25 protein-coding genes are annotated in these 25,143 nt (G+C 71.9%); 12 read left to right on the top strand and 13 right to left on the bottom strand.

Annotated elements, in window-relative coordinates; translation table 11 throughout:
• Positions 1–26: 26 nt before the first annotated feature.
• Both ACPOLB_RS07880 and ACPOLB_RS07875 read right to left on the bottom strand, forming a co-directional pair.
• Positions 27–677 carry an RluA family pseudouridine synthase gene (locus ACPOLB_RS07880; RefSeq protein WP_425260763.1) on the bottom strand — a complete coding sequence of 217 codons (651 nt, stop codon included), beginning with the start codon at positions 675–677 and terminating at the stop codon, positions 27–29.
• A gap of 82 nt (positions 678–759) precedes the next feature.
• Positions 760–4,092 carry a carboxypeptidase regulatory-like domain-containing protein gene (locus ACPOLB_RS07875; RefSeq protein ID WP_425260762.1) on the bottom strand — a complete coding sequence of 1,111 codons (3,333 nt, stop codon included), beginning with the start codon at positions 4,090–4,092 and terminating at the stop codon, positions 760–762.
• Positions 4,093–4,584: 492 nt separating this feature from the next.
• Here ACPOLB_RS07875 and rsgA point away from each other — a divergent pair, with 492 nt between their 5' ends.
• Complete coding sequence (gene rsgA / locus ACPOLB_RS07870; protein WP_425260761.1) at positions 4,585–5,694, top strand: ribosome small subunit-dependent GTPase A; 1,110 nt, start codon at positions 4,585–4,587, stop codon at positions 5,692–5,694.
• Here rsgA and ACPOLB_RS07865 read toward each other — a convergent pair.
• A complete protein-coding gene (locus ACPOLB_RS07865) occupies positions 5,691–6,881 on the bottom strand; it encodes an MFS transporter (RefSeq protein ID WP_425261895.1) in 1,191 nt (396 codons plus the stop codon). The genes rsgA and ACPOLB_RS07865 overlap by 4 nt on opposite strands.
• A 198-nt stretch (positions 6,882–7,079) precedes the next feature.
• Between ACPOLB_RS07865 and ACPOLB_RS07860 the strand changes: the two genes are divergently transcribed.
• The 5 genes from ACPOLB_RS07860 to ACPOLB_RS07840 all read left to right on the top strand — a co-directional run bounded on the left by ACPOLB_RS07860 (position 7,080) and on the right by ACPOLB_RS07840 (position 13,144).
• Complete coding sequence (locus tag ACPOLB_RS07860) at positions 7,080–7,565, top strand: Spy/CpxP family protein refolding chaperone (RefSeq protein WP_425260760.1); 486 nt, start codon at positions 7,080–7,082, stop codon at positions 7,563–7,565.
• Positions 7,566–7,584: 19 nt separating this feature from the next.
• Positions 7,585–8,268, top strand: coding sequence for a response regulator transcription factor (locus tag ACPOLB_RS07855; protein ID WP_425260759.1), 684 nt, complete (start codon positions 7,585–7,587; stop codon positions 8,266–8,268).
• Positions 8,265–9,533: a HAMP domain-containing sensor histidine kinase gene (locus ACPOLB_RS07850; RefSeq protein ID WP_425260758.1), complete on the top strand. Its 1,269-nt coding sequence runs from the start codon at positions 8,265–8,267 to the stop codon at positions 9,531–9,533. Before ACPOLB_RS07855 ends, ACPOLB_RS07850 begins: the two co-directional genes overlap by 4 nt.
• A gap of 49 nt (positions 9,534–9,582) precedes the next feature.
• Positions 9,583–11,331, top strand: a complete 1,749-nt coding sequence (locus tag ACPOLB_RS07845; protein ID WP_425260757.1) for a serine/threonine protein kinase — start codon at positions 9,583–9,585, stop codon at positions 11,329–11,331.
• A gap of 115 nt (positions 11,332–11,446) precedes the next feature.
• A complete protein-coding gene (locus ACPOLB_RS07840) occupies positions 11,447–13,144 on the top strand; it encodes a long-chain fatty acid--CoA ligase (RefSeq protein ID WP_425260756.1) in 1,698 nt (565 codons plus the stop codon).
• 13 nt (positions 13,145–13,157) lie between these two features.
• Here the strand turns inward: ACPOLB_RS07840 and ACPOLB_RS07835 are convergent, their stop codons facing one another.
• Together ACPOLB_RS07835 and ACPOLB_RS07830 are read right to left on the bottom strand one after the other, a co-directional pair.
• On the bottom strand, positions 13,158–13,643 hold the full coding sequence (locus ACPOLB_RS07835) for a hypothetical protein (RefSeq protein ID WP_425260755.1): 486 nt from the start codon (positions 13,641–13,643) through the stop codon (positions 13,158–13,160).
• Positions 13,644–13,761: 118 nt separating this feature from the next.
• Positions 13,762–13,944 carry a hypothetical protein gene (locus ACPOLB_RS07830; RefSeq protein WP_425260754.1) on the bottom strand — a complete coding sequence of 61 codons (183 nt, stop codon included), beginning with the start codon at positions 13,942–13,944 and terminating at the stop codon, positions 13,762–13,764.
• Between the two features lie 279 nt (positions 13,945–14,223).
• On the opposite strand from ACPOLB_RS07830, the gene ACPOLB_RS07825 reads away from it, so the two are divergent.
• From ACPOLB_RS07825 to folP, 4 genes are read left to right on the top strand one after another with little or no spacing between them, the layout of a single operon-like run.
• Positions 14,224–15,378, top strand: coding sequence for a hypothetical protein (locus tag ACPOLB_RS07825; protein WP_425260753.1), 1,155 nt, complete (start codon positions 14,224–14,226; stop codon positions 15,376–15,378).
• Positions 15,378–16,523, top strand: a complete 1,146-nt coding sequence (locus ACPOLB_RS07820) for a HupE/UreJ family protein (RefSeq protein WP_425260752.1) — start codon at positions 15,378–15,380, stop codon at positions 16,521–16,523. Before ACPOLB_RS07825 ends, ACPOLB_RS07820 begins: the two co-directional genes overlap by 1 nt.
• A 54-nt stretch (positions 16,524–16,577) precedes the next feature.
• Entirely contained in the window at positions 16,578–17,045 is a 468-nt protein-coding gene (folK, locus tag ACPOLB_RS07815; protein WP_425260751.1) for a 2-amino-4-hydroxy-6-hydroxymethyldihydropteridine diphosphokinase, read from the top strand.
• A gap of 10 nt (positions 17,046–17,055) precedes the next feature.
• Entirely contained in the window at positions 17,056–17,844 is a 789-nt protein-coding gene (gene folP / locus ACPOLB_RS07810; protein ID WP_425260750.1) for a dihydropteroate synthase, read from the top strand.
• Positions 17,845–17,860: 16 nt separating this feature from the next.
• Here the strand turns inward: folP and ACPOLB_RS07805 are convergent, their stop codons facing one another.
• Positions 17,861–18,547: a DUF4198 domain-containing protein gene (locus ACPOLB_RS07805; protein ID WP_425260749.1), complete on the bottom strand. Its 687-nt coding sequence runs from the start codon at positions 18,545–18,547 to the stop codon at positions 17,861–17,863.
• An 84-nt stretch (positions 18,548–18,631) separates the two neighbouring features.
• Between ACPOLB_RS07805 and aroQ the strand changes: the two genes are divergently transcribed.
• Positions 18,632–19,084 (top strand): type II 3-dehydroquinate dehydratase, encoded by a 453-nt coding sequence (aroQ, locus tag ACPOLB_RS07800; protein ID WP_425260748.1) that lies wholly within the window; start codon positions 18,632–18,634, stop codon positions 19,082–19,084.
• A gap of 73 nt (positions 19,085–19,157) precedes the next feature.
• The gene (locus tag ACPOLB_RS07795) at positions 19,158–19,559 is read left to right on the top strand and encodes a DUF3597 domain-containing protein (protein ID WP_425260747.1); all 402 of its coding nucleotides are present in this window, start codon (positions 19,158–19,160) and stop codon (positions 19,557–19,559) included.
• Positions 19,560–19,574: 15 nt separating this feature from the next.
• On the opposite strand, the gene ccmI is transcribed toward ACPOLB_RS07795, so the two are convergent.
• Genes ccmI through ccmC form a run of 7 tightly spaced genes read right to left on the bottom strand, consistent with a single transcriptional unit; the run spans position 19,575 to position 25,138 of the window.
• Entirely contained in the window at positions 19,575–20,774 is a 1,200-nt protein-coding gene (gene ccmI / locus ACPOLB_RS07790; RefSeq protein WP_425260746.1) for a c-type cytochrome biogenesis protein CcmI, read from the bottom strand.
• A gap of 17 nt (positions 20,775–20,791) precedes the next feature.
• Positions 20,792–21,262: a cytochrome c-type biogenesis protein gene (locus ACPOLB_RS07785; protein WP_425260745.1), complete on the bottom strand. Its 471-nt coding sequence runs from the start codon at positions 21,260–21,262 to the stop codon at positions 20,792–20,794.
• Positions 21,252–21,788, bottom strand: a complete 537-nt coding sequence (locus ACPOLB_RS07780) for a DsbE family thiol:disulfide interchange protein (RefSeq protein WP_425260744.1) — start codon at positions 21,786–21,788, stop codon at positions 21,252–21,254. The genes ACPOLB_RS07785 and ACPOLB_RS07780 overlap by 11 nt, the downstream gene beginning before the upstream one ends.
• Positions 21,785–23,773 carry a heme lyase CcmF/NrfE family subunit gene (locus ACPOLB_RS07775; protein WP_425260742.1) on the bottom strand — a complete coding sequence of 663 codons (1,989 nt, stop codon included), beginning with the start codon at positions 23,771–23,773 and terminating at the stop codon, positions 21,785–21,787. Before ACPOLB_RS07775 ends, ACPOLB_RS07780 begins: the two co-directional genes overlap by 4 nt.
• Positions 23,770–24,222 carry a cytochrome c maturation protein CcmE gene (gene ccmE / locus ACPOLB_RS07770; protein ID WP_425260741.1) on the bottom strand — a complete coding sequence of 151 codons (453 nt, stop codon included), beginning with the start codon at positions 24,220–24,222 and terminating at the stop codon, positions 23,770–23,772. The genes ACPOLB_RS07775 and ccmE overlap by 4 nt, the downstream gene beginning before the upstream one ends.
• The gene (ccmD, locus tag ACPOLB_RS07765) at positions 24,219–24,389 is read right to left on the bottom strand and encodes a heme exporter protein CcmD (RefSeq protein ID WP_425260740.1); all 171 of its coding nucleotides are present in this window, start codon (positions 24,387–24,389) and stop codon (positions 24,219–24,221) included. The genes ccmE and ccmD overlap by 4 nt, the downstream gene beginning before the upstream one ends.
• Positions 24,386–25,138 carry a heme ABC transporter permease CcmC gene (gene ccmC / locus ACPOLB_RS07760; RefSeq protein WP_425260739.1) on the bottom strand — a complete coding sequence of 251 codons (753 nt, stop codon included), beginning with the start codon at positions 25,136–25,138 and terminating at the stop codon, positions 24,386–24,388. The genes ccmD and ccmC overlap by 4 nt, the downstream gene beginning before the upstream one ends.
• Positions 25,139–25,143: the final 5 nt, after the last annotated feature.

Genomic DNA, 25,143 nt, shown 5'->3' with positions numbered 1-25,143 from the left:
GGCGGGGAGGGTGGGTTCAGAGCGGCTCAGAGGTCGAAGGGCGGCGGGCTGTGCAGGTGCAAGGGCGCGCCGGTGGCGGGGTGGGTCAGCTGCAACGTGCACGCGTGCAGCAGCAGGCGGGGTGCTGCCGCCGCCGGGTCGGCCAGGGCGGGCTCTGCGTACAGCGCGTCGCCGACGATGGCATGGCCGGCGTGCGCCAGGTGCACGCGCAGCTGGTGCGTGCGTCCGGTGCGCGGCTCCAGCGCCAGCAGCGTGCGCTGCCGCGCAGGGTCGCGGCGCAGCACGGACCAGCGCGTCAGCGACGGCTTGCCGTGCACCCGGTCGACCTGCTGCCGCGGCCGGCGGGGCCAGTCGGCGGCCAGCGGCGCGTCGATGCTGCCGTGCTCGCCCGCCACCAGGCCGTGCACGACCGCGACGTAGCCCTTGTGCACCTGGCGCTGCGCGAACGCGGCACTGAGCGCACGCTGCATCTCGGCGCCGCGCGCCAGCAGCAGCAGGCCCGAGGTGGCCATGTCCAGGCGGTGCACCACCAGCGCATCGGGCCACAGCGCCTGCGCGCGGGCGGAGAGGCTGTCCTGCTTGTCCGCGCCCCGGCCCGGCACCGACAGCAGACCGGCGGGCTTGTCGAAGGCGAGCAGATGCGTGTCGGCGTACAGGGGTGTCACGCGGCCGAGCATAGCGGCGCCAGAAAGAACGGCAGCCCGCAGGCTGCCGTCGTCGTGGGGTGCCGGGCGCGCAGGCCCGGCACGGTGGGTTGCTTCAGAACTCGTACTTCAGCGTGATCTGGGCCGCCCACTGCGACTCGCCCGACTCCTGGCGCGTCACGTAGTCTTCGGTGGCGCCGGTGCTGTAGACGTAGCGGCCGGCGCTGTCGACGCCGACGTAGTTCACGAAGCTGCGGTTGGACGGGAAGCCGACTTCGTTGATGCGGCCCCAGCGCTTGTTCAGCAGGTTGCCCACGTTCAGCAGGTCGAAGGTGATGGAGCTCTTGTGGCTCTTGGCGAAGCCGGCGAATTCCTGGCTGACGCGCAGGTCGAAACTGTTCACCCACGGCGCGAAGCTGGTGTTGCGGCCGACGACGCTGCCCTTGGCCGACGACAGCTCGGGGATCGATTCCACCACCTGCCAGAAGCGTGCTTCGTCGTCCGGCGTGCGGAACGCCACTTCGCCGGAGCCCGGGCCGCGCGGGATGTACAGCAGGTCGTTGCCCGACACGCCGTCGCCGTTCAGGTCGTTGATGTAGGTCCAGCTGTAGGGCTTGCCCTTGCGGCCTTCGTAGAACAGGCCCACCGAGGTGCGGTAGTTGCCCACGAACGCCCGGCTCCAGGTCATGTTGGCGCTGACGCGGTCACGCACGAGGTAGTTGGAGTTGCTCGCCACCTCTTCGTTGGGATTGAAGACCGTGCGGTTCAGCCAGTTCGAGCCCGAGGTCGACGAGGTCAGCGGGCTGACGTCGGTGGACGCCGTGCGCGTGTAGGCCACGCCCCAACCCAGGCCGTTCAGACCCGGCTGCGACAGGCCCAGCGTGATGACGTTGCCGCTGCCCTTGTCGGTCTCGCGCGTCAGGTAGACGGCGTTGAACGCGCTGTTGCGCTGCGCGCGGTCACGGAAGGTCGAAGCGCAGGCGCCACTGGTGATGGCCGAGCCGTTGCTGTTGTAGCAGGCCGGGTCCAGGCCGGCAGTGCTGTAGTACATCTCGCGGCCGTCGCTGCCGAAGCGCGTGGGTGCACCCAGGTTCAGGTGTTGGTAGAAGACGCCGGTCTTGTTCTTCGTGTACAGCCACTCGGCACTGGCCACCAGGCGACCCACCACCGGCAGTTCGGGCAACTGCGTGTCGAAGGCCAGGTTCAGCTTCCACACCGACGGCTGCTCCAGGCCCGGCGACAGCAGGTCGACGTTGGCCGCGGCACTGCCGGCGGTCAGCGTGGGTTGGTTGTTCGGGTCGCCGCTGAAGTCGGCGCCGACCGTGTTGCAGTCGCCGAAGCTGCTGCAGGTGGCGAACGCCGTGGAGCGGCCGGTGTTCGAGAACGGGTTCGACAGCCACACGTTGGCAGCCGCACCCTGGAACAGGCCGACACCGCCACGCAGCTGGCGCCGCGTCTCGGGCGAGCTCAGGTTCCAGTTGAAGCCCACGCGCGGCTGCAGCAGCGTGTTGCCGTCCAGCGTGTTGGTGTTGTCGTAGCCAAAGGCCACTGCTGCGGCGGTGTTGGCGATCGGCTTCGTCGGCACGGCCTGCTTGTCCAGGCGCAGGCCCATCATCAGGTTCAGACCCTTGCTGACGCGCCAGGTGTCCTGCAGGAACACGCCGGTGTTCTCGTAGCTCCAGGTGGCGGTGGCATCGCCCAGCGTCAGGCCGGCGGTCGGGACCTGCTGCTGGAAGAACGACGGGTTGCCGTTGCGGAAGTTCTCCAGCACCGCCAGGTTGCGCTGCTCCACCGTCATGGCGTCGCAGTTCGCAAAGGTGCCGAAGGTGTAGGTGCCGCCTTCGCACTGGAAGCGGTACTGGCCGAAGGTGTCCTGCAGGAAGGCGTTGAAGACCGTGTTGTCGGCGTAGTCGATGCCGAACTTCAGCTCGTGGTCGCCCAGGTTCCAGTTGGCGCCGGCGTAGAGGTCGGTGGTCTCGGTCTCCAGCACGTTGAAGTGGCGGCTGCGCTCGGTGCCGAACGACAGGTCGCGCGTGCCGGGGTTCACGGCCGTGAGCGTGTCGGTGAAGCGCAGCACCACCTGCGGCAGCCGCGTGCCGTTCAGCGACAGCGGCTCGCTGCGGTAGTTGCGCTGCGACAGCTTCAGCTCGGTCGAGAAGCTGTCGGTCCAGTCGGCGAGCCATTGCGCGACGATGCTCTCGTTCTCCTTCACCTGGTTGTACCAGTGCGAGTTCAGCGACAGCGCCGTGCTGCTGAAGTTGGGGAAGAAGGGCTCGGTCTGCTCGGTCTTGTTGTAGCGCACGCTGGCGCGGTGGTTGTCGCTGATGTTCCAGTCCAGCTTCAGCAGCGTGTCCTTCACGTCCAGCGACACGCCGGCCGGGATGCTGTCGGTGCCGATGTCGATGCCGTAGGTGCGGCCGATGGCCTGCGCCTCGGTGATGGACTCGGGCAGGATGCCCACGTTGGTCTGCGCGCTGCCCACCGGGCCGAAGGCCGGGCTGGTCTTGGAGCTCTTGAACTCCTCGTAGCTGCCGAAGAAGAACAGCTTGTCCTGGATGATCGGCCCGCCGAGCGTGAAGCCGATGGTCTTCTCGTCGAACTTCGGCGTGTCGCTGTAGCGGCCGTTGGTGCGGTTGAAGCGCTGGCCGGTCAGGGCCTCGTCGCGGTAGACGTAGTAGACGCTGCCCTTGAACTCGTTGGTGCCGCTCTTGGTGACGGCGTTGACGTTGGCGCCGGTGTAGCCCTTCTGCGTGACGTCGTAGTTCGAGACGTTGACCTGCACCGACTGGATCGCGTCGATCGAGATCGGCTGCTTCTTCGTCGGCAGGTTGTTCGACTCCAGGCCGAAGGTGTCGCTGATGCTGACGCCGTCGATCGTGATGTTGTTGTAGCGCGTGTTCTGGCCCGCGGCCGAGATCTCGCCGCGCTCCTTGTCGGTCTGCGAGACACGCGGGTCGATGCGCGCGTAGTCCTGCAGGTTGCGCTGGATGGACGCCTGCGCGGCGATCTCGCGGCTGCCGATGTTGGTGCCCGCGCCCATGGTCGCGGCGTTGAACTTCGAGCCCAGACCGGTGCCGGTGATCGTGATGGTGGTGACCGGCGCGCCCAGCGTCGCGTCGTAGTTCAGCGTCTCGGCCAGGTTCAGGAAGATGCCGTCGCGCTTGTCGGTGTTGCCGTCCTTCGTGACGGTGATCGTGTAGGGGCCGCCCACGCGCAGGCCGCGTGCCAGGTAGCGGCCTTCGCCGTCGGTGGTGGCGTTGGCGAGCGAGCCCGAATCGACGTGCAGGATGGCGACGTTGGCACCGGCCACGGGCTTGCCGTCGGCGGCGACGACGCGGCCGCCGACGGCGGAGGTGGTGTTCTGGGCCAGCACCGGCGCGGCGATCACGATCGCCACGGCCGCGCTGACCGCGCTGCGCGAGAAAGCCATCCAGTTCGGGTTGTTCATCGGTTGTGTTCCAGGTGTCGAAGTCGGAAGCGGGGCAGCCATGCAAATTACCTGCCAGCAACAAAGGTCCGCGTGCTGGCAATGGACTGTAGGAGCCTCGGATGACAAGCCAGGCATGCGTCACCGCGGCGCTGACCTGCGACTTGGGGGGTGTCGCCCTGACACAACATCTGCACGGCGGTGCTGGCGCCCAGTTGTCCGGGTCTTGACGCGGGGCCCGTCCCGTCGCAGCATCCGCACCTTCCCAACCCGACCGATGGAGGCAGCGATGCACACGACTGATCTTGCCCTCGCTCGGGCTTTCGCCGTCTGACCTGACGTCGAACTGCAGGGCGCGCGCGTCACATCGCGCCGCCCCGGCCGCACCACCCGCCCTCGAGGCGCGTGCCGGCCACCGTGACCCGCAGGTCGCGGCCGGAAGTCCGGATCCCACCCGTTGCGCTGCGCAGCTTGCTGCAGCGCTGGTTCTGATCACACGGACTTCTTCCATCCATGATCGATTCCGCTTCTTTCGAGCGGCTGCAGGCCATCGGCCTGACACCGCTGCTCGCGCAGCAACTGGTGCTGTCGGCACCCAAGGCCGGGCCCGGCGAGACCCCCGAGACGCTCATGCGCGTCACCGAGGTGCAGCGTGACAACCTGATGCTGCACGACGGGGCCGACGAGCACTGGGCGCGTGCGCTGCCCGCACTGACCCAGGGCCTGCTGGCTGCGCATGACGGCCTGGCCGTCGGCGACTGGGTGCTGGCCCGCCGCAATGCCTTCGGCGAGTGGTGGGCGCATGCGCGACTGCCGCCGCGCACGCAGATCGCACGCCGCCTGCACGACGGCCGCGACAAGGTGACGCGCGTGGTCATCGTCAGCAACGTCGACACGGCGCTGCTGGTGATGGGCCTGGACATGGACTTCAGCCTGCGCCGGCTGGAGCGCTACCTGGCCCTGGTGCGGCTGGCCGGGGTCTCGGCCGTGGTCGTGCTGAGCAAGGCCGATCTGTGCCCGCAGGCCGCCGAGCGCCAGCGCGAGGTGCAGGCGCTGGTGCCCGCCGACGTGGCCGTGGTGGCGCTGAACGCCTGCAGCGACACGCCGCGCACGCAGCTGGCACCCTGGCTGCAGCGCGGGCAGACGCTGGTGCTGCTGGGCTCCAGCGGTGTCGGCAAGAGCACGCTGACCAACGCGCTGATCGGCGCGCCGGTGCAGGACACCGGCGGCACGCGGCGCGGCGACGGCCGCGGTCGCCACACGACGACGTCCCGTTCGCTGCACTGCGCCGCCGGGGGCGCCTGCATCATCGACACGCCGGGGCTGCGCACGCTGCGGCTGGACGGCGAGGCCGGCGACGTGGCGGGCGTGTTCGACGACATCGCCACGCTCAGCCTGCAGTGCCGCTTCCGCGACTGCCGCCATGCCGACGAACCCGGCTGCGCCGTGCGCGACGGCGTGGCCCCTGAGCGCCTGCGCAGCTTCCAGAAGCTGCTGCGCGAGGCGCAGCGCGACACCATGAGTGCGCTGCAGCGCAAGGAGGTGGTGTCGCAGTGGAAGGCCCGCGGCCGCGCCGCGCGGGCCCACATCAAGGCCAAGCGCGGGGAGGGCGGCGATGCCTAGGCTGCCGGCGTCACCAGCGCATCGCGCCGCGCCAGCGCGGGGAACAGCCGCAGCCAGAGGCCCGCCACGATGAGCGTGCCCACGCCGCCCAGCACCACCGAGCCCACCGGGCCGAGCAGTGCTGCCGTGGCACCGGACTCGAACTCGCCGAGCTGGTTGGACGCCCCGATGAAGACCGCGTTGACTGCACTCACGCGCCCTCGCATGTCGTCCGGCGTTTCCAACTGCACGAGAGTCTGGCGGATGACCACGCTCACCATGTCGGCCGCGCCGCTCACAGCCAGTGCCGCCAACGAGAGCACGAAGACCGTGGACAGCCCGAAGACGAGTTGCGCCGCGCCGAACACGGCGACGGCGCCCAGCAGCGTGGGGCCGGTGCGTCGACGCACCGGCCACCGCGTCAGCGCCACCGACATCACCAGCGCCCCGACCGCCGGCGCGCTGCGCAGCAGCCCCAGCCCCCAGGGGCCGACGTGCAGCACGTCCTTCGCGAACATCGGCAGCAGCGCGGTGGCGCCGCCCAGCAGCACCGCGAACAGGTCCAGCGAGATCGCGCCCAGCACGACCTTGCGCTGCCAGATGAAGTGCACGCCTGCCAGCAGCGTCTGCCACGTCACCGGCAGCGCCGGCGGCGGCTGGTGCTCGTAGCGGATCAGCGCGCACAGCACGCCGGCCAGCGCGAAGAGCAGGGCGCAGCTCGTGTACACGGCCCCGGCGCCGGCCACGTAGACGAAGCCGCCGAGCGCCGGCCCGGCGATCACGGCACCCTGCATGCCGGCGCTGCTGAAGGCCAGCGCCTGCGGCAGCAGTGCGGCCGGCACCAGCGACGGCGTCAGTGCCTGCTGCGCCGGCATCTGGAACGCGCGCACCGCGCCCAGCACCACCGACAGCGCCAGCAACAGCGTGCGGCCGCCGTCCACCGTCAGCCCGCGCTGGCTGGCCCAGGCCAGCGACCCCGCCACCAGCACCTGCACCACCATGCATGCCGCCACGATGCGCGCGCGGTGGAAGCGGTCGATCACATGCCCGGCCACCAGCGCCAGCGGCACCGCGGGCAGGAACTGCAGCAGGCCCACCAGGCCCAGGTCCCAGGCCGAGCCGGTCAGGTCGTACATCTGCCAGCCGATGGCCACCATCAGCATCTGCGCCGCGGCCACCGAGGCCAGGCGCGAGCACCACAGCTGCATGAAGGCGGTGTGGCGGAAGAGCGCGGTGTCGTTCAAGCGGGTGGCCGGGGGGGCGAGGGCGGGAGAAGGCGGCGCACTTTACACGCCGGCCCGGCGATGAAAAGAAACGATACGCGGCGATACCGCGCCGAGATGACCGCCACGCGCCGGGCCGCGAGCATCGTGTCCATGTTCCACACCGTCCCGAAGGACACCACCATGAAGACCTGGATCCGCCGCACCCTCATCGCCGTCGCCGGCATCGCCCTCGTCGGCGGCGGCATGGCCGCTTGCAGCCACCGTGACCACGGCCCGCGCGGCATGGCCGACGTCAGCGCCGAAGACGTCGCCCAGTGGCGCGGCCGCTTCGTCGAGCGTGCCACCAGCGAGCTGAAGCTCGACGCCGCGCAGCAGCAGCGCCTGGCGGTGCTGTTCGACAAGATGAACGAGCAGCGCGTCGCGCTCGTGGCCGGCAGCGACCCGCGCAGCACCATGACGGCGCTGATCGCCGGCGAGAAGTTCGACCGCGCACGCGCCAGTGCGCTGGTGGCCGAGAAGACCGGTGCCGTGCAGCTGAAGAGCCCCGAGGTCATCGCCGCCGCGGCCGACTTCTACGACGCGCTGTCGAGCGAGCAGCAGGCCCAGGTGCGCGCGTTCCTGGCCAAGCGCGGCCATGGGCTCGGTCACCGCGGCCACCGCGGCTGAAGCGCATAGCATCGTCGTCATGCACCGCGTGCTGCTGATCGACGACGACGAGGGCCTGGCGCCGCCGCTGGCCACCTACCTGCGGCGCTTCGACCTGGTGCTGGAAGCCGCCACGCGGCCCAGCGCCGGGCTCGCGCTGCTGCGCAGCCAGCCCTTCGACGCGGTGATCCTGGACGTGATGCTGCCCGAGATGGACGGCTTCGCACTGTGCCGCGCCATCCGCCGCGAGAGCGACGTGCCGATCGTCATGCTGACCGCGCGCGGCGAGGTCATGGACCGCATCGTCGGCCTGGAGCTCGGCGCCGACGACTACCTGCCCAAGCCCTTCGAGCCGCGCGAGCTGGCGGCGCGGCTGCAGACCATCCTGCGGCGCCAGCGCGCGCCCATCGGCGCGGCGGTGGCGCCCGACGTGCTGCGCTTCGACGGGCTGGAAATCGATCTCGCGCGCCGCAGCGTGCGGCGCCAGGGTGCGCCGGTCGAGCTGACCGGCACCGAGTTCGCGCTGCTGGCGCTGCTGGCGGCCGAGCCGCAGAAGGTGTTCAGCCGCGACGAGATCCTGAACCGCCTGCGCGGGCAGGAGGCCGAGCTGTTCACGCGCGCGGTCGACATCCTGGTGAGCCGGCTGCGCAAGAAGCTGGAGCCGCTGGACTGCATCAAGACCTTGCGCAATGCCGGCTACGCCTTCGCGGCGGCGCGTGCATGACCGGCTTCTGGCAGCGGCTGCGCCGCTCGCTGGGCCTGCGCCTGGTGCTGCTGTTCCTGGCGCTGGCGCTGGCACTGAGCGCCGTGTTCCTGGCCGGCATGCAGCGCGCGCTGTCGGTGGGCTGGTCGGCCGTGGGGCAGCCGCTGGTGGCCGACTACGTCGACCGGCTGGTGGTCGAACTTGGCGCGCCACCCGACCCGGCGAAGGCCGACGCGCTGGCGCAGCGCCTGCCGCTGTCGGTGCGCATCGACGGGCCGCAGGTGCGCCACGACACCCACCCGCAGCGCACGGACCGCCACGGCCCGTGGCACCAGCATGCCGAGGACGGCGACGCCGACTGGCTGCTGGCCCGCACCACCGCCGACGGCCACCGCGTCGTGTTCGGCCTCGGCAGCATCGACTGGCAGCGCCGGCCGCGCAGCATCGGCTGGGTCACGCTGGTGCTGCTGCTGGGCTTCACGGCGCTGGCCTACGCCTACACGCGGCGCCTGTTCCGGCCGCTGGACGACGTCCGCGCCGGCGCCCTGCGCTTCGGCACCGGCGACTTCGCCACGCCCATCCCGCAGCGCCGTGCCGACGAGCTGGGCGACCTGGCGGGGCAGGTGAACACGATGGCCGCCGACCTGCAGCGCATGCTGGAAGCGCAGCGCGGGCTGCTGCTGGCGATCAGCCACGAGCTGCGGTCGCCGCTGACACGCGCGCGGCTGAACGCCGAGCTGGTGGCCGAAGGCCCGGAGCGCGACGCGCTGCTGCGCGACCTGGCGGCGATGCGCGACCTGATCGCCGACCTGCTGGAAAGCGAACGCCTGGCCGGGCCGCGCGCCGTGCTGCAGCGCGAGCCCGTGGACCTGAACGCACTGGCGACCGAGGCCGCAGCCGACCTGCCCGTGCGGCTGGAGCTGGCTCCGGGTCTGCCGCTGCAGCCGCTGGACCGCAGCCGGCTGCGCCTGCTGCTGCGCAACCTGCTCGACAACGCGCTGCGCCACGGCGCCGGGGCCGAGCCGCCGGTGCTGCGCACCGCGCTGGAGGGCGGCATGCTGGTGCTGTCGGTGCGCGACCACGGCCCCGGCGTGCCCGAGGCCGCGCTGGCGCAACTGGCCAGCGCCTTCTACCGCCCCGACGCGGCGCGCACGCGCGATGCCGGCGGCGTGGGCCTGGGCCTGTACCTGTGCCGGCTGGTCGCGCAGGCGCACGGCGGGCGCCTGGTGCTGGCCAACGCGCAACCGGGGCTGCGTGTGGAAGTGCACCTGCCGCTGGCCGCCTGATCGGTTCCGGCGCGAACTGGCGGGGGGCGCCCTGGTAAGCTCCCCCGCGATGTCCGACGACACTTCCCGCCCCCGCGACGCCCTGCCCAGCGCCTTGCCCATCGGCACACGCCTGGGTGAATTCGAAGTGCTGCGCGTGCTGGGCGTGGGCGGCTTCGGCATCGTCTATCTCGCGGTCGACCACGCGCTCGAGCGCGAGGTGGCGGTGAAGGAATACATGCCCGCCGCGCTGGCCGGCCGCACCGAGACGCTGCACGTGTCGCTGCGCTCGCAGGGCGATGCCGACACCTTCGCGCTGGGCCTGAAGTCCTTCGTCAACGAGGCACGGCTGCTGGCGCGCTTCGACCACCCGTCGCTGCTGAAGGTGCACCGCTTCTGGGAAGCCAACGGCACTGCCTACATGGCGATGCCGGTGTACCGCGGCCGGACACTGAAGGAGGTGCGCGCCGAGATGGCCGCGCCGCCCGATGAGGCCTGGCTGCGCGCGCTGCTGCTGCCGCTGCTGGGTGCGATCGAGAAGCTGCACGGCGAAGGCGTGTTCCACCGCGACATCGCGCCCGACAACATCATCGTCGAGGCCGACGGCCACCCCGTGCTGCTGGACTTCGGCGCCGCGCGCCGCGTCATCAGCGACAAGAGCCAGACGCTCACCGCCATCCTGAAGCCCGCTTACGCGCCGATCGAGCAGTACGCCGAGGCCGGCTCGGTGAAGCAGGGGCCCTGGACCGACCTGTATGCGCTGGGTGCGACGCTGCACTACATGTTGCTGGGCCGGCCGCCGGCGCCGGCCACGGCGCGCGCGGTGCAGGACGACCACACGCCGCTGGCGGGGCAGCTGCTGCCGGGCTGTTCCGACGGCTTCCTGCGCCTGGTCGACTGGATGCTGGCGCCGCGCCCGGCCGACCGGCCGCAGCACGTGGCCGCGGTGCGCGCGGTGCTGGACGGCATGGCCGAGGCGCCCGTGCGGGCCGTCGCCGCGCCGCCGGCCGGCGGCTGGGAACGCACGCAGGTGATGGAACCCGCCGGTCCGGCGCCCGTGACCGCCGGACCGGCGGTGCCGCGCACGGCGGCACCGGCGCCGGCCGACGACGCCACGGTGATCCGTCCGCCCGCCCGGGCCGCGACGGTGCCGCCGCCGCGGCCGGCGCCGCCGCCACCCGTGCCGCCGCCTGCGCCGGCAGCGCGGGCCGCCGCGCCGGCGCCGACGGCCCCGTCGCGGCGCATGCCGCTGCTGCTGGGCAGTGCCGGCCTGGCCGTCGCAGTGGTCGCGGCGGCGCTGCTCTGGCCGCGGACTGCGCCGGCGCCCGAGGCCGCCGCACCGGCGGCCAGCGTGCCTGCCGCAACGGTGGCAGTGCCCGCGGCGCTGCCGGCGTCGGTGCCGGCCGCCGAGACGGTCGCTGCGCCGGCCCCGCTGCCGACGCCCGCGTCCGCCACGCCGGCCCCGGCCGGGGCCGAGCGCCCCACGCCCGCACCCGCCAGGCCGGTCGTGCGCCCGGCGCCGGTCGCGCGGCAGCCCGCCGAGGCGGCGCCCGCGCCTGTGCCCGCCGCCGAGGTGGTCGCTCCGCCCCCGGTGCGCACCGCCCCGGTCCCGGCAGCCGCTGCGCCGGCATCGGCGCCGGCCGACAAGCCCGCTGCGCCCCCGGTGCTGGTCGGGCCCACCGAACGCTGCGGCAGCCGCATCCTGCTGGCGCTGTGGAACTGCATCGAGCGCGAGTGCAAGAAGCCCGAACTGCGCCAGCACCCCGAGTGCGTCAAGTGGCGCGCCGAGCAGGAACAGAAGGCCAACCCGACGCGCTGACGGCGCCCTCGCGCAGCGGCGCTGTCACCTCGGCGTCAGCGCCCCACCGGGAATGCACGCTGGCGCGCGCGCGCCGCGCCGGGTACACCAGCGGCTTCGCTTTCGGAGGCTTGCCTTGGCTGCTGCTGCGTCGTCGACCCGTCCCCACCATGCCGTCTGGCCGTCGCGGCTGCCGCGCACGCTGGTGGTGCCCGAGACCACGCTGTGGTTCAACCTGGAAGTCAGCGCCGCGCGCTACCCGGACAAGGCCGCCTACGTCTTCTTCGGCCGCCCGATCAGCTATGCCGAACTGAAGCGGCAGGCCGAGGCGCTGGCCGGCTGGCTGCAGGCGCGTGGCGTGCAGGCCGGCGACCGCGTGCTGCTGTTCCTGCAGAACTGCCCGCAGTACGTGGTCGCGTTCTACGCCGTGCAGCGCGCCAACGCGGTGGTGGTGCCGGTGAACCCGATGAACCGCGCCGACGAGTTCGGCCACTACATCACCGACCCGGGCGCGAAGCTGGCCATCACCAGTGCCGACCTCGCCGGCATCGTGCACGAAGCCAACGGCCGGCTGCCCGAAGCCCAGCGCCTGCAGCACGTGCTGGTGACGCGCTTCGCCGACACCCTGCCCGACACCATCGACCCCGCCGAGGCGCCCGCCCCCGCGGTGCTGGACTGGCTGCTGGCCAACCCCGCGCTGCCCGGCGGCCACGAGCGCTGGCCCGACGCGCTGGCCGCCGGCCATGCGCCGGGCCCGCACATGGCGCGGCCCGACGACCTGGCGCTGCTGCCCTACACCTCGGGCACCACCGGCATGCCCAAGGGCTGCATGCACACGCACCGCACGCTGATGAGCAACGTCGTCGGCGGCGGCCTGTGGGGCCACGCCAGCGCCGAGAGCACGAGCCTGGGCGTCGTGCCGATGTTCCACATCACCGGCATGATGTACGGCGTGCTGGGCTCGGTGTACCTCGGGTCCACCGTCGTGATCCTGCCGCGCTGGGACCGCGAGCTCGCCGGGCGCCTGATCTCGCGCCACCAGGTCACGCACTGGACCTGCATCCCGACGATGATCATCGACCTCTTCGGCAGCCCCAACTACAAGAGCTTCGACCTCACCAGCCTGCGCTACCTCAGCGGCGGCGGCGCGGCGATGCCGCAGGCGGTGGCCGAGCGGCTGCAGGCCGAGTTCGGCCTCACGTTCGCCGAAGGCTACGGCCTCACCGAGACCGCCGCGCCCAGCCATGCCAACCCGCCCGAGCGCGCGAAGCTGCAGTGCCTGGGCATCCCGATCTTCGGCGTCGACGCCCGCATCGTCGATGCCGCCACGCTGCAGGAACTGCCGCCCGGCGAGGTGGGCGAGATCGTCACGCACGGGCCGATGGTCTTCCAGGGTTACTGGGGCCACCCCGAGGCCACCGCCGCGGCCTTCATCGAACTGGACGGCAAGCGCTTCTTCCGCACCGGCGACCTGGGCCGCATGGACGAGGAAGGCTACTTCTTCATCACCGATCGCCTCAAGCGCATGATCAACGCCAGCGGCTTCAAGGTCTGGCCGAGCGAGGTGGAGCTGCTGCTGTTCAAGTGCCCGGCGGTGCAGGAGGCCTGCATCATCGCCACCAAGGATGCCTACCGCGGCGAGAGCGTCAAGGCGGTGGTCGTGCTGCGCCACGAGGCCCGTGGCCACACCACGCCCGAGGACATCATCGCCTGGGCCCGCGAGCACATGGCGGCGTACAAGGTGCCGCGCGTGGTGGAGTTCGTCGAGAGCCTGCCCAAGAGCGGTTCGGGCAAGGTGATGTGGCGGCTGCTGCAGGAACGCGAGCCGGCCTGACCGGGCCGCGGCGTCAGGGCGCCAGCCGCGCCAGCGCCAGCTGCAGCACGCGTGCGTCGCTGCTGGCGCGGTGGCGTTGCAGGCCGAGCTCGGCGCGTGCCTGCTGCTGTGCCGCCGTCAGCAGCGCCAGCTGGCGTTCGTCCAGCAGCCGCCGCACCGATTCCAGCCGGAAGCGCGGGCTGCTGTCGGCAGCCTCGAACAGCGCGCCGAGCCAGGTGTAGTCGTGGGCCCAGCCGTCGCAGAAGACGGTCTGGCCGGCCAGGTCGTCGTTGAGCATGCTCGCCACCTCGGCCGGCGCCCGCCCGTGCTGCAGCAGCACGCTGCGCGCGATGCCGTGCACCTGCTCGGCGCTGCTGTCCCAGTGGGTCCAGGGCGCCAGCGGGCGGATCAGCGTGCAGCGCGCGCGTCCGTCGGGCAGCACGTAGCCGATCTCGATGGGGTAGCTGTGGCGACCGAAGCCGGAGGCTTCGATGTCGAGCACACAGGGGACGCCGGGCATCGGGTGATTCTGGGGCACATGGCGCGCCGGCCCTGCAGCCGCCGCCGCCGCGGAATGCACGCACCAAGAAAAAAGGCAGGAGCGTCGCTCCTGCCTCTTTGCACCGAAGGAGAAGAAATTACTTCTTCGCTTCTTCCTTCTTGGCTTCCTTCTTCTCTTCCTTCTTCATTTCCTTCTTGGCTTCGGCCTTGGCAGCGGGGGCGCTGGCCTTGGCCGGGGCGGCGGCGGCGTGCGAGCCGGCCTGGGCGTTGAAGGCGACGGCGGCGAAGAGGGCCAGGACGAGGGTGCTCAGCTTGTTCATGGAATGGTCTCTCAGTAGGGTTTTGACTGTCAGTACGCCTGCGCCTTGCGGCCCGGGCTTCCTGAAAACGCGGCAACTCTGAATCGGTTGACGTCGTCGGAGAGCGATTGTGATGGCGCGCGTGCCAGGCCTGCACCGGGTGTGCATCCAGACGTTGCTTCTTGCGTACAGTACCGGGTGCCCGATTTCCGCCCCCACCCCCTGACGCCCGCCGTCCCGCCCCGTCTTCACTCCCCGCGCCCGCCCGGCCTGCGCCTGCTGCGGCGGTGGCTGTGGACCTTGCCGTTGCTGGCGGCGGCGGGCCCCGCGGCCCCGGCCCCCTTCACGCCCACGTCCGACCAGCAGGTGCTGGAGCGCCTGCCCACGCGCGCGGCCGACCCGCGCCTGCGCGAGATGGCGGCGCTGCGCCAGCGGCTGCAGGCCGACCCGCGCGACCTCGACACCGCGGTCGCGCTGGCGCGCCGCTACTTCGAGGCAGTCGCGGCCGAAGGCGACCCGCGCTACATCGGCTACGCCCAGGCTGCGCTCGCACCCTGGTGGAGCCAGCCGGCGCCGCCGCCTGCCGTGCGGCTGCTGCGCGGGATGCTGCTGCAGTTCGGCCACGCATTCGACGCGGCCGTGACGGATTTCACGGCCGCCGCCCAGGCGTCCGAGACCGCCGCCGAAGGCTGGTCGTGGCTGGCCGCCGTGGCGATGGTGCAGGCCCGCTACGCCGACGCCGGCGCCGCCTGCCGCGCGCTGGCGCCGCTGACCACGCCGCTGACCGCGGTGGCCTGCCAGGCCCAGGTCGACGCCGCCACGGGCCGCGGTGCGGCGGCCGTGGCGGCGCTGCAGGCGGCGCTGCGCGCGCCGGGCGAGGCGTCGGCCGCCGAGCAGCTGTGGGCGCTGACGCGGCTGGCCGAGACGGAGGAGCGGCTCGGCCGCCACGCCGAAGCCGAGGCCGCATTCCGGCGCGCCCTGGCACTGAACCTGACCGATGGTTACCTGCTCGCTGCCTACGCCGACTTCCTGCTCGACCGCGGACGCGCGGCCGAGGTGCTGCCGCTGCTGCGCGGGCGCGAGCGGTCGGACCTGCTGCTGCTGCGCCTGGCGCTGGCGGCCAAGGTGACCGGCGCGCCCGAGCTGGCGCGCTGGCAGGCCGACCTGAGCGCACGCTTCGACGCCGCACGGCGCCGCGGCGACAGCGTGCACGAGAAGGAAGAGGCCCGCTTCGCGCTGGCCGTGCTGGGCGAGGTGTCGCGGGCGCTGGCGCTGGCGCGCAGCAACTTCGCCGTGCAGCGCGAACCGGCCGATGCCCGCGTGCTGCTGGAAGCGGCCCTGGCCGCGCGCGATCCCGCCGCCGCCGCGCCGGCGCTGCAGTGGCTGGCCGACTCGCGCATCGAAAGCGTGGTGCTGCGCCCGCTGGCGCAGCAGCTGCAGGCAGGGGGCCGGTGATGCGCACGGTGTTGCAGATGCTGGGCGCGTGGCTGGCGGCGCTGGCCCTGCTGCACGCCGCGCCCGCCGCGGCGCACAAGCCGTCCGACAGCTACCTGGCCGTGCAGGTGGCCGACGGCCGCGTGACCGGCCAGTGGGACATCGCGCTGCGCGACCTCGACTTCGCCATCGGCCTGGACGCCGACGGCAACGGCGAGATCACCTGGGGCGAGCTGCGCGCCCGCCATGGCGACATCGCCGCCTACGCGCTGGCGCGGCTGGCGGTGCAGGGCGACGGCGTGGCCTGCCCGCTGCAGGCCGATGGCCCGCAGCAGGTGGACAACCACACCGACGGCGCCTACACCGTGCTGCGCTTCAGTGCCGCCTGCCCGGCGCCGCCGCAGCAGCTGCAGATGACCTACAGCCTGTTCGCCGACATCGACCCGCAGCACCGCGGGCTGCTGCGGCTGGACGCCCAGGGCAGCACGCGCACGGCGATCTTCTCGCCCGAGAACGCGGCGCAGCGCTTCGACCTGGCCGCGCCCGATGCCTGGGTGCAGTTCCGCGACTACGTGGTCGAGGGCGTCTGGCACATCTGGATCGGCTTCGACCACATCCTGTTCCTGGTGTCGCTGCTGCTGCCCGGCGTGCTGGTGTGGCAGCTGGCGCGCTGGCAGCCGGTGCGCAGCTTCCGCACTGCCTTCGTCGACGTGCTGAAGATCGTCACCGCGTTCACGGTGGCGCACTCCATCACGCTGTCGCTGGCGACGCTGGGGCTGGTGGCGCTGCCGTCGCGGCTGGTCGAGTCGGCCATCGCCGCGTCGGTGGTGCTGGCGGCGCTGAACAACGTGCGGCCGCTGTTCCAGGGACGGCGCTGGACGGTGGCCTTCGTCTTCGGCCTGAACCACGGTTTCGGCTTTGCCAGCGTGCTGGCCGACCTGGGTCTGCCGCAAGGCGCGCTGGTGCTGGCGTTGGTGGGCTTCAACATCGGCGTCGAACTGGGCCAGCTCGCGATCGTGGCGGTGTTCCTGCCGCTGGCCTTCGCGCTGCGCCGCACCGTGTTCTACCGGCGCGTGGTGCTGCTGGGCGGCTCGCTGCTGATCGCCGCGCTGGCGGCGGTGTGGTTTGCCGAGCGCGCGTTCGACATGACCATCCTGGGTTTCTAGCAGCCTGCGCGCAGCGTCGACAATCGGGGCCGCTCCACCCCTGATGCCGCCACGATGATTCTTCTTGCCCTGGGCAGCAACCTCGGCCCCCGCGCCCAGACCCTCGAGCGTGCGCGCGCCGCGCTCGACGCCGCCGGCGTGCAGGTGCTGGCGGCTTCGTCGCTGCACGAGACAGCGGCACTGATGCCCGCGGGCGCGCCCACCGACTGGGACCGCCCTTACCTGAACCAGGTGCTGCAGGTGCAGACGGCGCTGGCGCCGGCGGCGCTGCTGGCCGCCACGCAGGCCATCGAGCTGCGGCTGGGCCGCACCACGGCGCCACGCTGGGCGCCGCGCGTCATCGACATCGACCTGCTCGCGCATGGCACGCACGTGGTGGACAGCACGGCACTGACGCTGCCCCACGCGCAGCTGCACCTGCGCCGCTTCGTGCTGGAGCCGCTGTGCGAGATCGCGCCGCAATGGCGCCACCCGTTGCTGGGCCGCACCGCGGCCGAACTGCTGGCCGGACTGCCGGCATGAGGGGGCGCGCATGAACCGGCCCGCGATCATGGGCATCGTGAACGTCACGCCGGATTCGTTCTCGGGCGACGGCCAGCTCGGCGACGCCGCCGTGGCGGCAGCGCAGCGCCTGGTGGATGCGGGCGTGGACGTCCTCGACATCGGCGCCGAATCCACGCGGCCGAACGGCGTGGCGCTGGGCAGCGACGCCGAATGGGCGCGCCTGGCGCCGGTGCTGTCGGCGCTGGCCGGCCAGCCCTGGCGCAGCCGCGTGCAGCTCAGCGTCGACACCCGCCATGCCGACACGGCCGCGCGCGCGCTGGCGCTGGGCGTGGACACCATCAACGACGTCACCGGCCTGGGCGACCCCGGCATGCTGGACGTGCTGCGGGCGCAGCCCTGCGACGTGGTGGTGATGCATGCCTTGTCGGTGCCGGTGGACCCGGCGCAGACCTTGCCGCCCGACTGCGACGTGGTGCAGGAGGTGCTGCGCTGGAAGGCCGCCGTCACCGCCGCGGCCGCCGCCGCGGGCCTGGACCCGGCGCGGCTGCTCTACGACCCCGGCATCGGCTTCGGCAAGACCGCGGCCCAGTCGCTGCGGCTGATGCTGCAGGCGTCCGCGCTGGTGGACAGCGGCGGGCGCTGGCTGTTCGGCCATTCGCGCAAGTCGTTCCTGAAGCTGTTCACCGCGGCCGATGCCGCGCAGCGCGACGACCTCACGCTCGCCTTCTCGGCGCAGCTGGCGTCCGCTGGCGTGCAGGTGCTGCGCGTGCACGCGGTGGCACGCCACGTGGCGCTGTTCGCGCAACTGGCGCGCTGAGCGCGCCGCTCCCGCTTCAGTCGGCGGCCGTGAAGGCCAGCGTCACGAAGCGGCTGTCCCAGGTGCCGGGGTCGCCTTCGGCCAGGCGCAGGTCGATGCCGCGCAGCAGCCACTGCGCGGCCAGCGGCGGCGTGAACGTCAGACGGCCGTCGGCATCGGTGCGGCGCCACAGCCCGACGCCGCTGCGGTCGTTGCGCAGTTCCACCGCGAAGTGCGGCAGCGGCCGGCCGTCGCGCAGCACCTGCAGCGTCAGCGGCTGGCCGCGGCGCGGCGGCGCGCTGCTGGTCAGCAGCACGTCCAGGTCCATGCCGGTGGGCAGGGCCGCGGCGGCCAGCGCGTCGGCGCTGCTGCCCAGCAGGATGCGCGCGTGCTTCGTGTAGCGCTCGTTCCAGGGCAGGCCACGCGCCTGCATCTGCTTCCAGGCCGCCAGCACCGCGGGCGGCGGCCGCACCTCGTCGAGGTAGGCCGGGATCAGCGCCGGCTCCAGCGTCAGCGCGAACACCGTCGTCTGCGCCCAGCAGCCGGCGGCGTTGCAGCCCTCGCGCACCAGCAGATCCGGTGCGACGCGGCTCTCCTGCAGCGGGAAGCGGTTGCCGGTGCCCAGCAGCAGGCCGCCGTCGGGGCCGCGCTCGAACCAGGTGTCGTGGGCCCAGGCCAGGCCCGGTGCGGCCAGGCTCAGCAGCAGCGCAAGAAGTTTCAGCATGCCCGGTGATACGTGGCGACGCCGTCGGTGGATGCGCGCCGATGCGCGATGATTGCCGGCCCCGCAAGCAACCGAACACCACACATGGCGACCATCCTCGTCCTCAACGGACCCAACCTCAACCTGCTGGGCCAGCGCGAGCCGGCCGTCTACGGCGCGGCCACGCTGGCCGACGTCGAGGCGCTGTGCCGCGACGCCGCGGCACGCCTGGGCCACGCCGTGGAATGCCTGCAGAGCAACCACGAAGGCGTGCTGATCGACGCACTGCAGGCCGCCGGCCGGCGCGTGAAGGCGGGCGAACTGCTGGGCGTGGTCTTCAACCCCGGCGCCTTCACGCACACCTCGGTGGCGCTGCACGACGCGATCAAGGGCGCCGAGGTGCCGGTGGTGGAGATCCACATCTCCAACGTGCACGCACGCGAGGCCTTCCGCCACCACAGCTACGTCAGTCCGGCCGCGGCCGGCATCGTGGTGGGCTTCGGTGTCGACGGCTACCGGCTGGCCATCGAGGGCCTGGTGCGCAAGACCACGGGCTGAGCGCCGCTGGCGTGGCTGCGGTCACCGTGCTGGTGTACCGTGTCCGGTTCCACCATCCTTTCAGGAGCACACCATGGGACTCTTCAGCGCCATCCTCGACAAGCTCGGCTTCGGCAAGGGCGACGCGGCCCCGGCGGCCGGCACGGTGGCAGCTGCGCCCGCGGCGCCCGCGGCGCCTGCAGCGCCCGCGGCTCCGGCTGCCCCGGTGGCCATCTCGGCCGTGGACGTGGTCGCCAAGCTCGAAGGTCTGGCCGCCGCCAGCGCGCAGAAGCTCAACTGGAAGGTGTCGATCGTCGACCTGCTGAAGCTGCTGGGCCTGGACAGCAGCCTCGACGCCCGCAAGGGCCTGGCCACCGAACTCGGCTGCCCCGCCGACAAGATGGCCGACTCGGCGCAGATGAACATGTGGCTGCACAAGACCGTGCTGCAGAAGCTGGCCGCCAACGGCGGCAACATCCCGAAAGAGCTGCTGTAGGCCTGCGCCCCAGGGTCAGGGCGTGACGACCTGACCGATCTCGACCCGCAGGCCGGTGTTGCCCTTCGGGTCCAGCGCCAGCGGCGCGCTCTGGCCGCTCAGGTCGCCGGGCTGCGGCATCGCGTCGCCGCTCTTGCTGATGCGCGCGCTGACGACCACGCGGGTCTGCGTCGACAGCCGGCTCGCCGGCGACATCGCCGTGGTGTCGTCGAGCACGAACTCGAACGGCAGGTCCTTGACCTGCTTGCGCACGATGGCCAGCGGCATGCGCGGGCCTTCGGCCGGGCGCGCGAACACGAACACGGTGTCCTCGGGCGCGGCCTTCGCGCGCAGCGCGGCGGCCAGCGTCACGGTGCCGCGGATGGTGGCGCCGGGTGTGCCTGCCGCGCCCGACGCGTTCGGCCCCGCGGTGGCTGCCGGCGGTGCGGCAGCCACCGCGGCCGCCGGTGGCATGCCGCCGCGCGAGCGCGCCTCGGCGATGCTCTCGCGCACCCGGGGCAGCCAGGGGCTGTCGGGCGCGGCGAGCGCCGCCACCCGTTCCCAGTGCTTCACGGCGGTCGCGTAGTCGCTGCGGTCGAAGGCCGCGCTGCCGGCCAGCGACAGCGCCTTCATGTTGTCGGGGTCCAGCTTCAGCGCCTGTTCGACCAGCGTGGTGGGTTCGCCGGCCAGGCTGCGGCCGTTGACCATGGCCAGCGCGTCGGCCATGTCCGACAGCAGCGCGGCGTCGTTGGGCCGCAGCGCCAGCGAGCGGCGGTAGGCCGGCACGGCCTCGGCATGGCGGCCGAGCACGGCGTACGAGCGGCCCAGCATCAGCCAGCCTTCGGCGTCGTCGGGCTGCTCCTGCAGCCGCTGCTGCAGCGTGCCGACCATGGCCTCGATCTCGGCCTGTCCGATGCCCTGGGCGCCCGAGGCGGCCGTGGCCACCGACGCCGGCACCGGTGCCAGCGCGAGCTGCGGCGAGCCCGTCCAGAGATAGCCGCCGATGGCCAGCACCAGCGTGGCGGCGCCCACGCCCAGCACCAGCGCGCGCGGCAGCTTCGGGGCGGCAGGTGTCGAGGCAGGCGCGGCAGCCGGCGCCTGCATCACCAGCGCCACGATGCGCTGTTCCAGCGCCGTGCGGGCGGAGTCGTAGGCATCGGCACCCAGCGTGCCGGCCTCGTGCAGGTCTTTCAGCTGCTGCAGCTGGCGCCGCAGCGCGTCGAGATCGTTGTCCATCGAGGGGGGCAAGAGCGTCAGGAAGAACGGTTGCGGCCGTCGTCGGCCGCATCGTCGGGATCGGGGTCGAAGGCCTCGGGCGCGAGCCGGCTGCGCTGGCGCAGCACGAGCACGAGCACGAGCACGCCGCCCAGCAGCAGCGCCGCCGGGCCGTACCACAGCAGCGCCGTGGTGGCCTTCACGGGCGGGCGGTAGAGCACGAAGTCGCCGTAGCGGGCGGTCATGAAGTCGACGATCTCCTGGTCGGACTTGCCCTCGGCGATCATCGTGCGCACCTGCGCGCGCAGGTCGTCGGCCAGGCCCGAGGTGGAGTCGGCCACGGTCTGGTTCTGGCACACCAGGCAGCGCAGCTCGGCCGTGATGCTCAGCATGCGCTTTTCCGCCACGGGGTCGGCGGCGGCCGGCGGGGCGTCGGCGGCCTGGGCCAGCAGCGTGCCGCACAGCAGCAGCGCGGCGCCGAGACGGCGCAACAGGACATCAGCTTGCATGCAATTGCGCCAGCAGGGGTTCGATGCGGTCCTTCATCACCGCAGGCGTCAGCACGCCCACGTGCTTGAAGCGGATGGTGCCGGTCTTGTCGATGACGAAGGTCTCGGGCACGCCGTAGACGCCGAAGTCCAGGCCGATGCGACCGTCACCGTCGACCAGCGTCACCTTGTACGGATTGCCGTGGCGCTGCAGCCAGGTGCGGCCGGCGGCGGGCTGGTCCTTGTAGTTCAGGCCCAGCACCGGCGTGCGCTGCTGGCGGCGGGCGAAGTCCATGATCACCGGGTGCTCTTCGAGGCAGGGGGTGCACCACGAGGCAAACACGTTCAGCACCCAGACCTGGCCCAGCAGGTCCTCGCGCTTGAACTGCTGCGCCGGATTGTCCAGCAGCGCGGCCGTGAAGGCGGGGGCGGGCTTGCCGATCAGCGGCGAGGGCACTTCGCGCGGGTCGCGCTGCAGGCCCACCGCCAGGAAGCCCGCCAGCACCAGGAACAGGGCCAGCGGCACCAGGTACTTCAACGCCTTCAAGCCGTGGCCCCCACGGCGCCGGCGCCGGCCTTCTGCGTGGCCTTGACGCGGTAGCGGCGGTCGGTGACCGCGAGCAGGCCGCCCAGGGACATCAGCACGCAGCCGCCCCAGATCCAGTCGATGAAGGGCTTGACGTACACGCGCACGATCCAAGCGCGGCCGTTGTCCACCGGCTCGCCGAGCGAGACGTACAGGTCGCGCGTGATGCCGGTGTCGATGGCGGCCTCGGTCATCGGCATGCTCTGCACGCGGTACATGCGCTTCTCGGGCAGCATCGCAGCGACCGGCTTGCCGTCCTTGGTGACTTCGACCGAACCCTGGATGGCGTCGTAGTTGGGGCCGGTGATCTCGCGCACGCCGACGAAGCGGAAGGTGTAGCCGTGCGCGGTGGTGGTGTCGCCGGGCGCCATCTTCACGTCGCGCTCGACCTCGTAGCTGCGCACCATCGTGACACCGAAGATGAAGGCGGCCACGCCCAGGTGCGCCAGCATCATGCCCACCTGGGCACGCGGCAGCTGCCGCGTGCGTGCCCACACCGAACCGCCGATGGCGCCCGTGGCGCGCGGGCGCACGCGTTCGATGTAGTCGGTGGCCACCGAGGCCACGACCCAGTACGTCATCAGCAGGCCCAGGCCGGCCATCCAGCTGATGCTGCCTTCGGCCCAGGCGGTGATGCCCACCGCCACCACGCTGACGCCCAGCGCCCAGCGCAGCCGCGTCACCAGGTCGGGCAGTTCGGCCTGCTTCCAGCGCGCGATCGGGCCCACGCCCATCAGGAACACCAGTGGCGCCATCAGCGGCACGAACACGGCATCGAAGTAGGGCGGGCCGACCGAGATCTTGCCCATGTTCAGCGCGTCCAGCGCCAGCGGATACAGCGTGCCCAGCAGCACCGCGGCGGTGGCCACCACCAGCAGCACGTTGTTCACCAGCAGCAGCGACTCGCGCGACAGCGCGCCGAAACGCGCGCCCAGCCCGACGCTGGGCGCACGCCAGGCGAACAGCGCCAGCGAAGCGCCGACCGCGATGACCAGGAAGGCCAGGATGAACAGGCCGCGCGTGGGGTCGGTGGCGAACGCATGCACCGACGACAGCACGCCCGAACGCACGAGGAAGGTGCCCAGCAACGACAGGCTGAAGGCCAGGATCGCCAGCAGCACCGTCCAGGCCTTGAAGGCGCCGCGCTTCTCGGTGACCGCCAGCGAATGGATCAGCGCCGTGCCCACCAGCCAGGGCATGAACGAGGCGTTCTCCACCGGGTCCCAGAACCACCAGCCGCCCCAGCCCAGTTCGTAGTAGGCCCACCAGCTGCCGAGCGCGATGCCGATGGTCAGGAACATCCAGGCCACGGTGGTCCAGGGCCGGGTCCAGCGCGCCCACTGCGCATCGAGGTTGCCGCCGATCAGCGCCGCCACCGCGAAGGCGAAGGCCACCGCGAAGCCGACGTAGCCCATGTAGAGCATCGGCGGGTGGAAGATCATGCCCGGGTCCTGCAGCAGCGGGTTCAGGTCGCGGCCGTCGGCTGCGGCCGGCACCAGCCGGTCGAAGGGGTTGGACGTGAGCAGCGTGAACAGGAAGAAGCCCACGCTGATCAGCCCCATCACCGCCAGGATGCGCGCCAGCACCTGCAGCGGCAGGTGGCGGCTGAACAGGGCCACCGCGATCATCCAGCCGCTGAGCATCAGCAGCCACAGCAGCAGCGAGCCTTCGTGGCCGCCCCAGACTGCGGCGATGCGGTACTCGATCGGCAACGCGCTGTTGGAGTTGGAGGCCACGTACAGCACCGAGAAGTCGTGCTGCACGAAGGCGATGGTGAGGCACAGGTAGGACAGCAGCACCAGCAGGAACTGCACGCTGGCCAGCGGCCGCGCCAGCGCCATCCAGTCGTGGCGGCCGCGGTGCGCGCCGACCAGCGGCAGCACGCCCAGCACCACGGCGGCGCCGCAGCCCAGCCAGAGCAGGAAATGCCCGAGTTCCGGAATCATGGCTGCGCCCCCGTCTTGCCCATCTGGGCGTTCACCTGCTTGGCCTTGTCCAGCGCGTCGGCGGCTTCGGGCGGCATGTAGTTCTCGTCGTGCTTGGCCAGCACCTCGCGCGCGACGAAACGGTCGCCCTGCAGCCGCCCCTGCGCGACCACGCCCTTGCCTTCCTTGAACAGGTCGGGAAGGATGCCCTCGTACTGCACCGACACGGTCTTCAGCGTGTCCGTGACGACGAAGCTGACCTGCGTGCCGTCACGCTTCACCGATCCGGCCTCGACCAGGCCGCCGATGCGGAACGTGCGATCCAGCGGTGCTTCCTTGGCCGCCACCTGGCTGGGCGAGTAGAAGAACACCAGGTTGCTCTGGAAGGCGTTGAGCACCAGGGCGACGGCCACGCCCAGGCCGGCGACGACACCCAGTGCCAGGGCGATGCGCTTGTGACGCGGTTTCATGTGTGGTCCTCCTGGCCTTGCTGCACGGCGCGCAGCGCGGCACGGTAACGGAAGCGGGCCAGCACCGGCTCGGCCAGCATGCAGGCCAGCGTCAGGGCGTACGAGCCCCAGACGAACAGGCCGTAGCCGCCCATGTGGAAGAAGGCCTCGGGGCTGCCCCAGTTCATGACGTGGTTCCTTGGTGTTGCCGTGCCAGGGCCTGCACCCAGTCGGCGTCGCGTTCGCGTTCCAGCACGATGGCACGGCTGCGCATGAAGACGACCGCGAAAGCGTAGGCCCAGAACGCGAAGGTCATCAATAACATGGCGGTGAGCATGGTCGTGGCCATCTTCGGCGCCGCCGTCATGCTGATGGTGGCGCCCTGGTGCAGCGTGTTCCACCACTTCACGCTGAAGTAGATGATGGGCACGTTGACCGAGCCCACCAGCGCCAGCAGCGCGCCGGCCTGGTCGGCCCGGCGGGTGTCGTCGATGGCCGCCACCAGCGCCATGTAGCCCAGGTACAGGAACAGCAGGATCAGCTCCGACGTGAGCCGCGCGTCCCACACCCACCACGTGCCCCAGGTGGGCTGGCCCCACAGCGCGCCGGTCCACAGCGCCAGCACCGTGAACATCGCGCCGGTGGGCGCGATGGCGCGCGCCACCATCGACGCCAGGCGCGCCTTGAAGGCCCAGCCGATCACGGCCCAGAAGGCCATCACCAGGTACAGCAGCATCGACATCCAGGCCGCCGGCACGTGGATGAAGATGATGCGGTAGGCCTCGCCCTGGGTGGCGTCGGTGGGGGCGACGAAGAAGCCGATGTACAGGCCGGCCGCCGACAGCAGCAGCGTGGCCGCCCACAGCCAGGGCAGCAGTGCGCCGGTGAGCGCATGGAAGCGCACCGGCGCGGCGAAGGTGAACAGGCGCAGACTCATCGCGG

The organism is Rubrivivax soli (assembly GCF_049810355.1).
Classification (GTDB): domain Bacteria; phylum Pseudomonadota; class Gammaproteobacteria; order Burkholderiales; family Burkholderiaceae_C; genus Rubrivivax.
The sequence above is the reverse complement of the archived record's forward strand: the minus strand, read 5'-3'. Positions and strand labels throughout refer to the sequence as shown.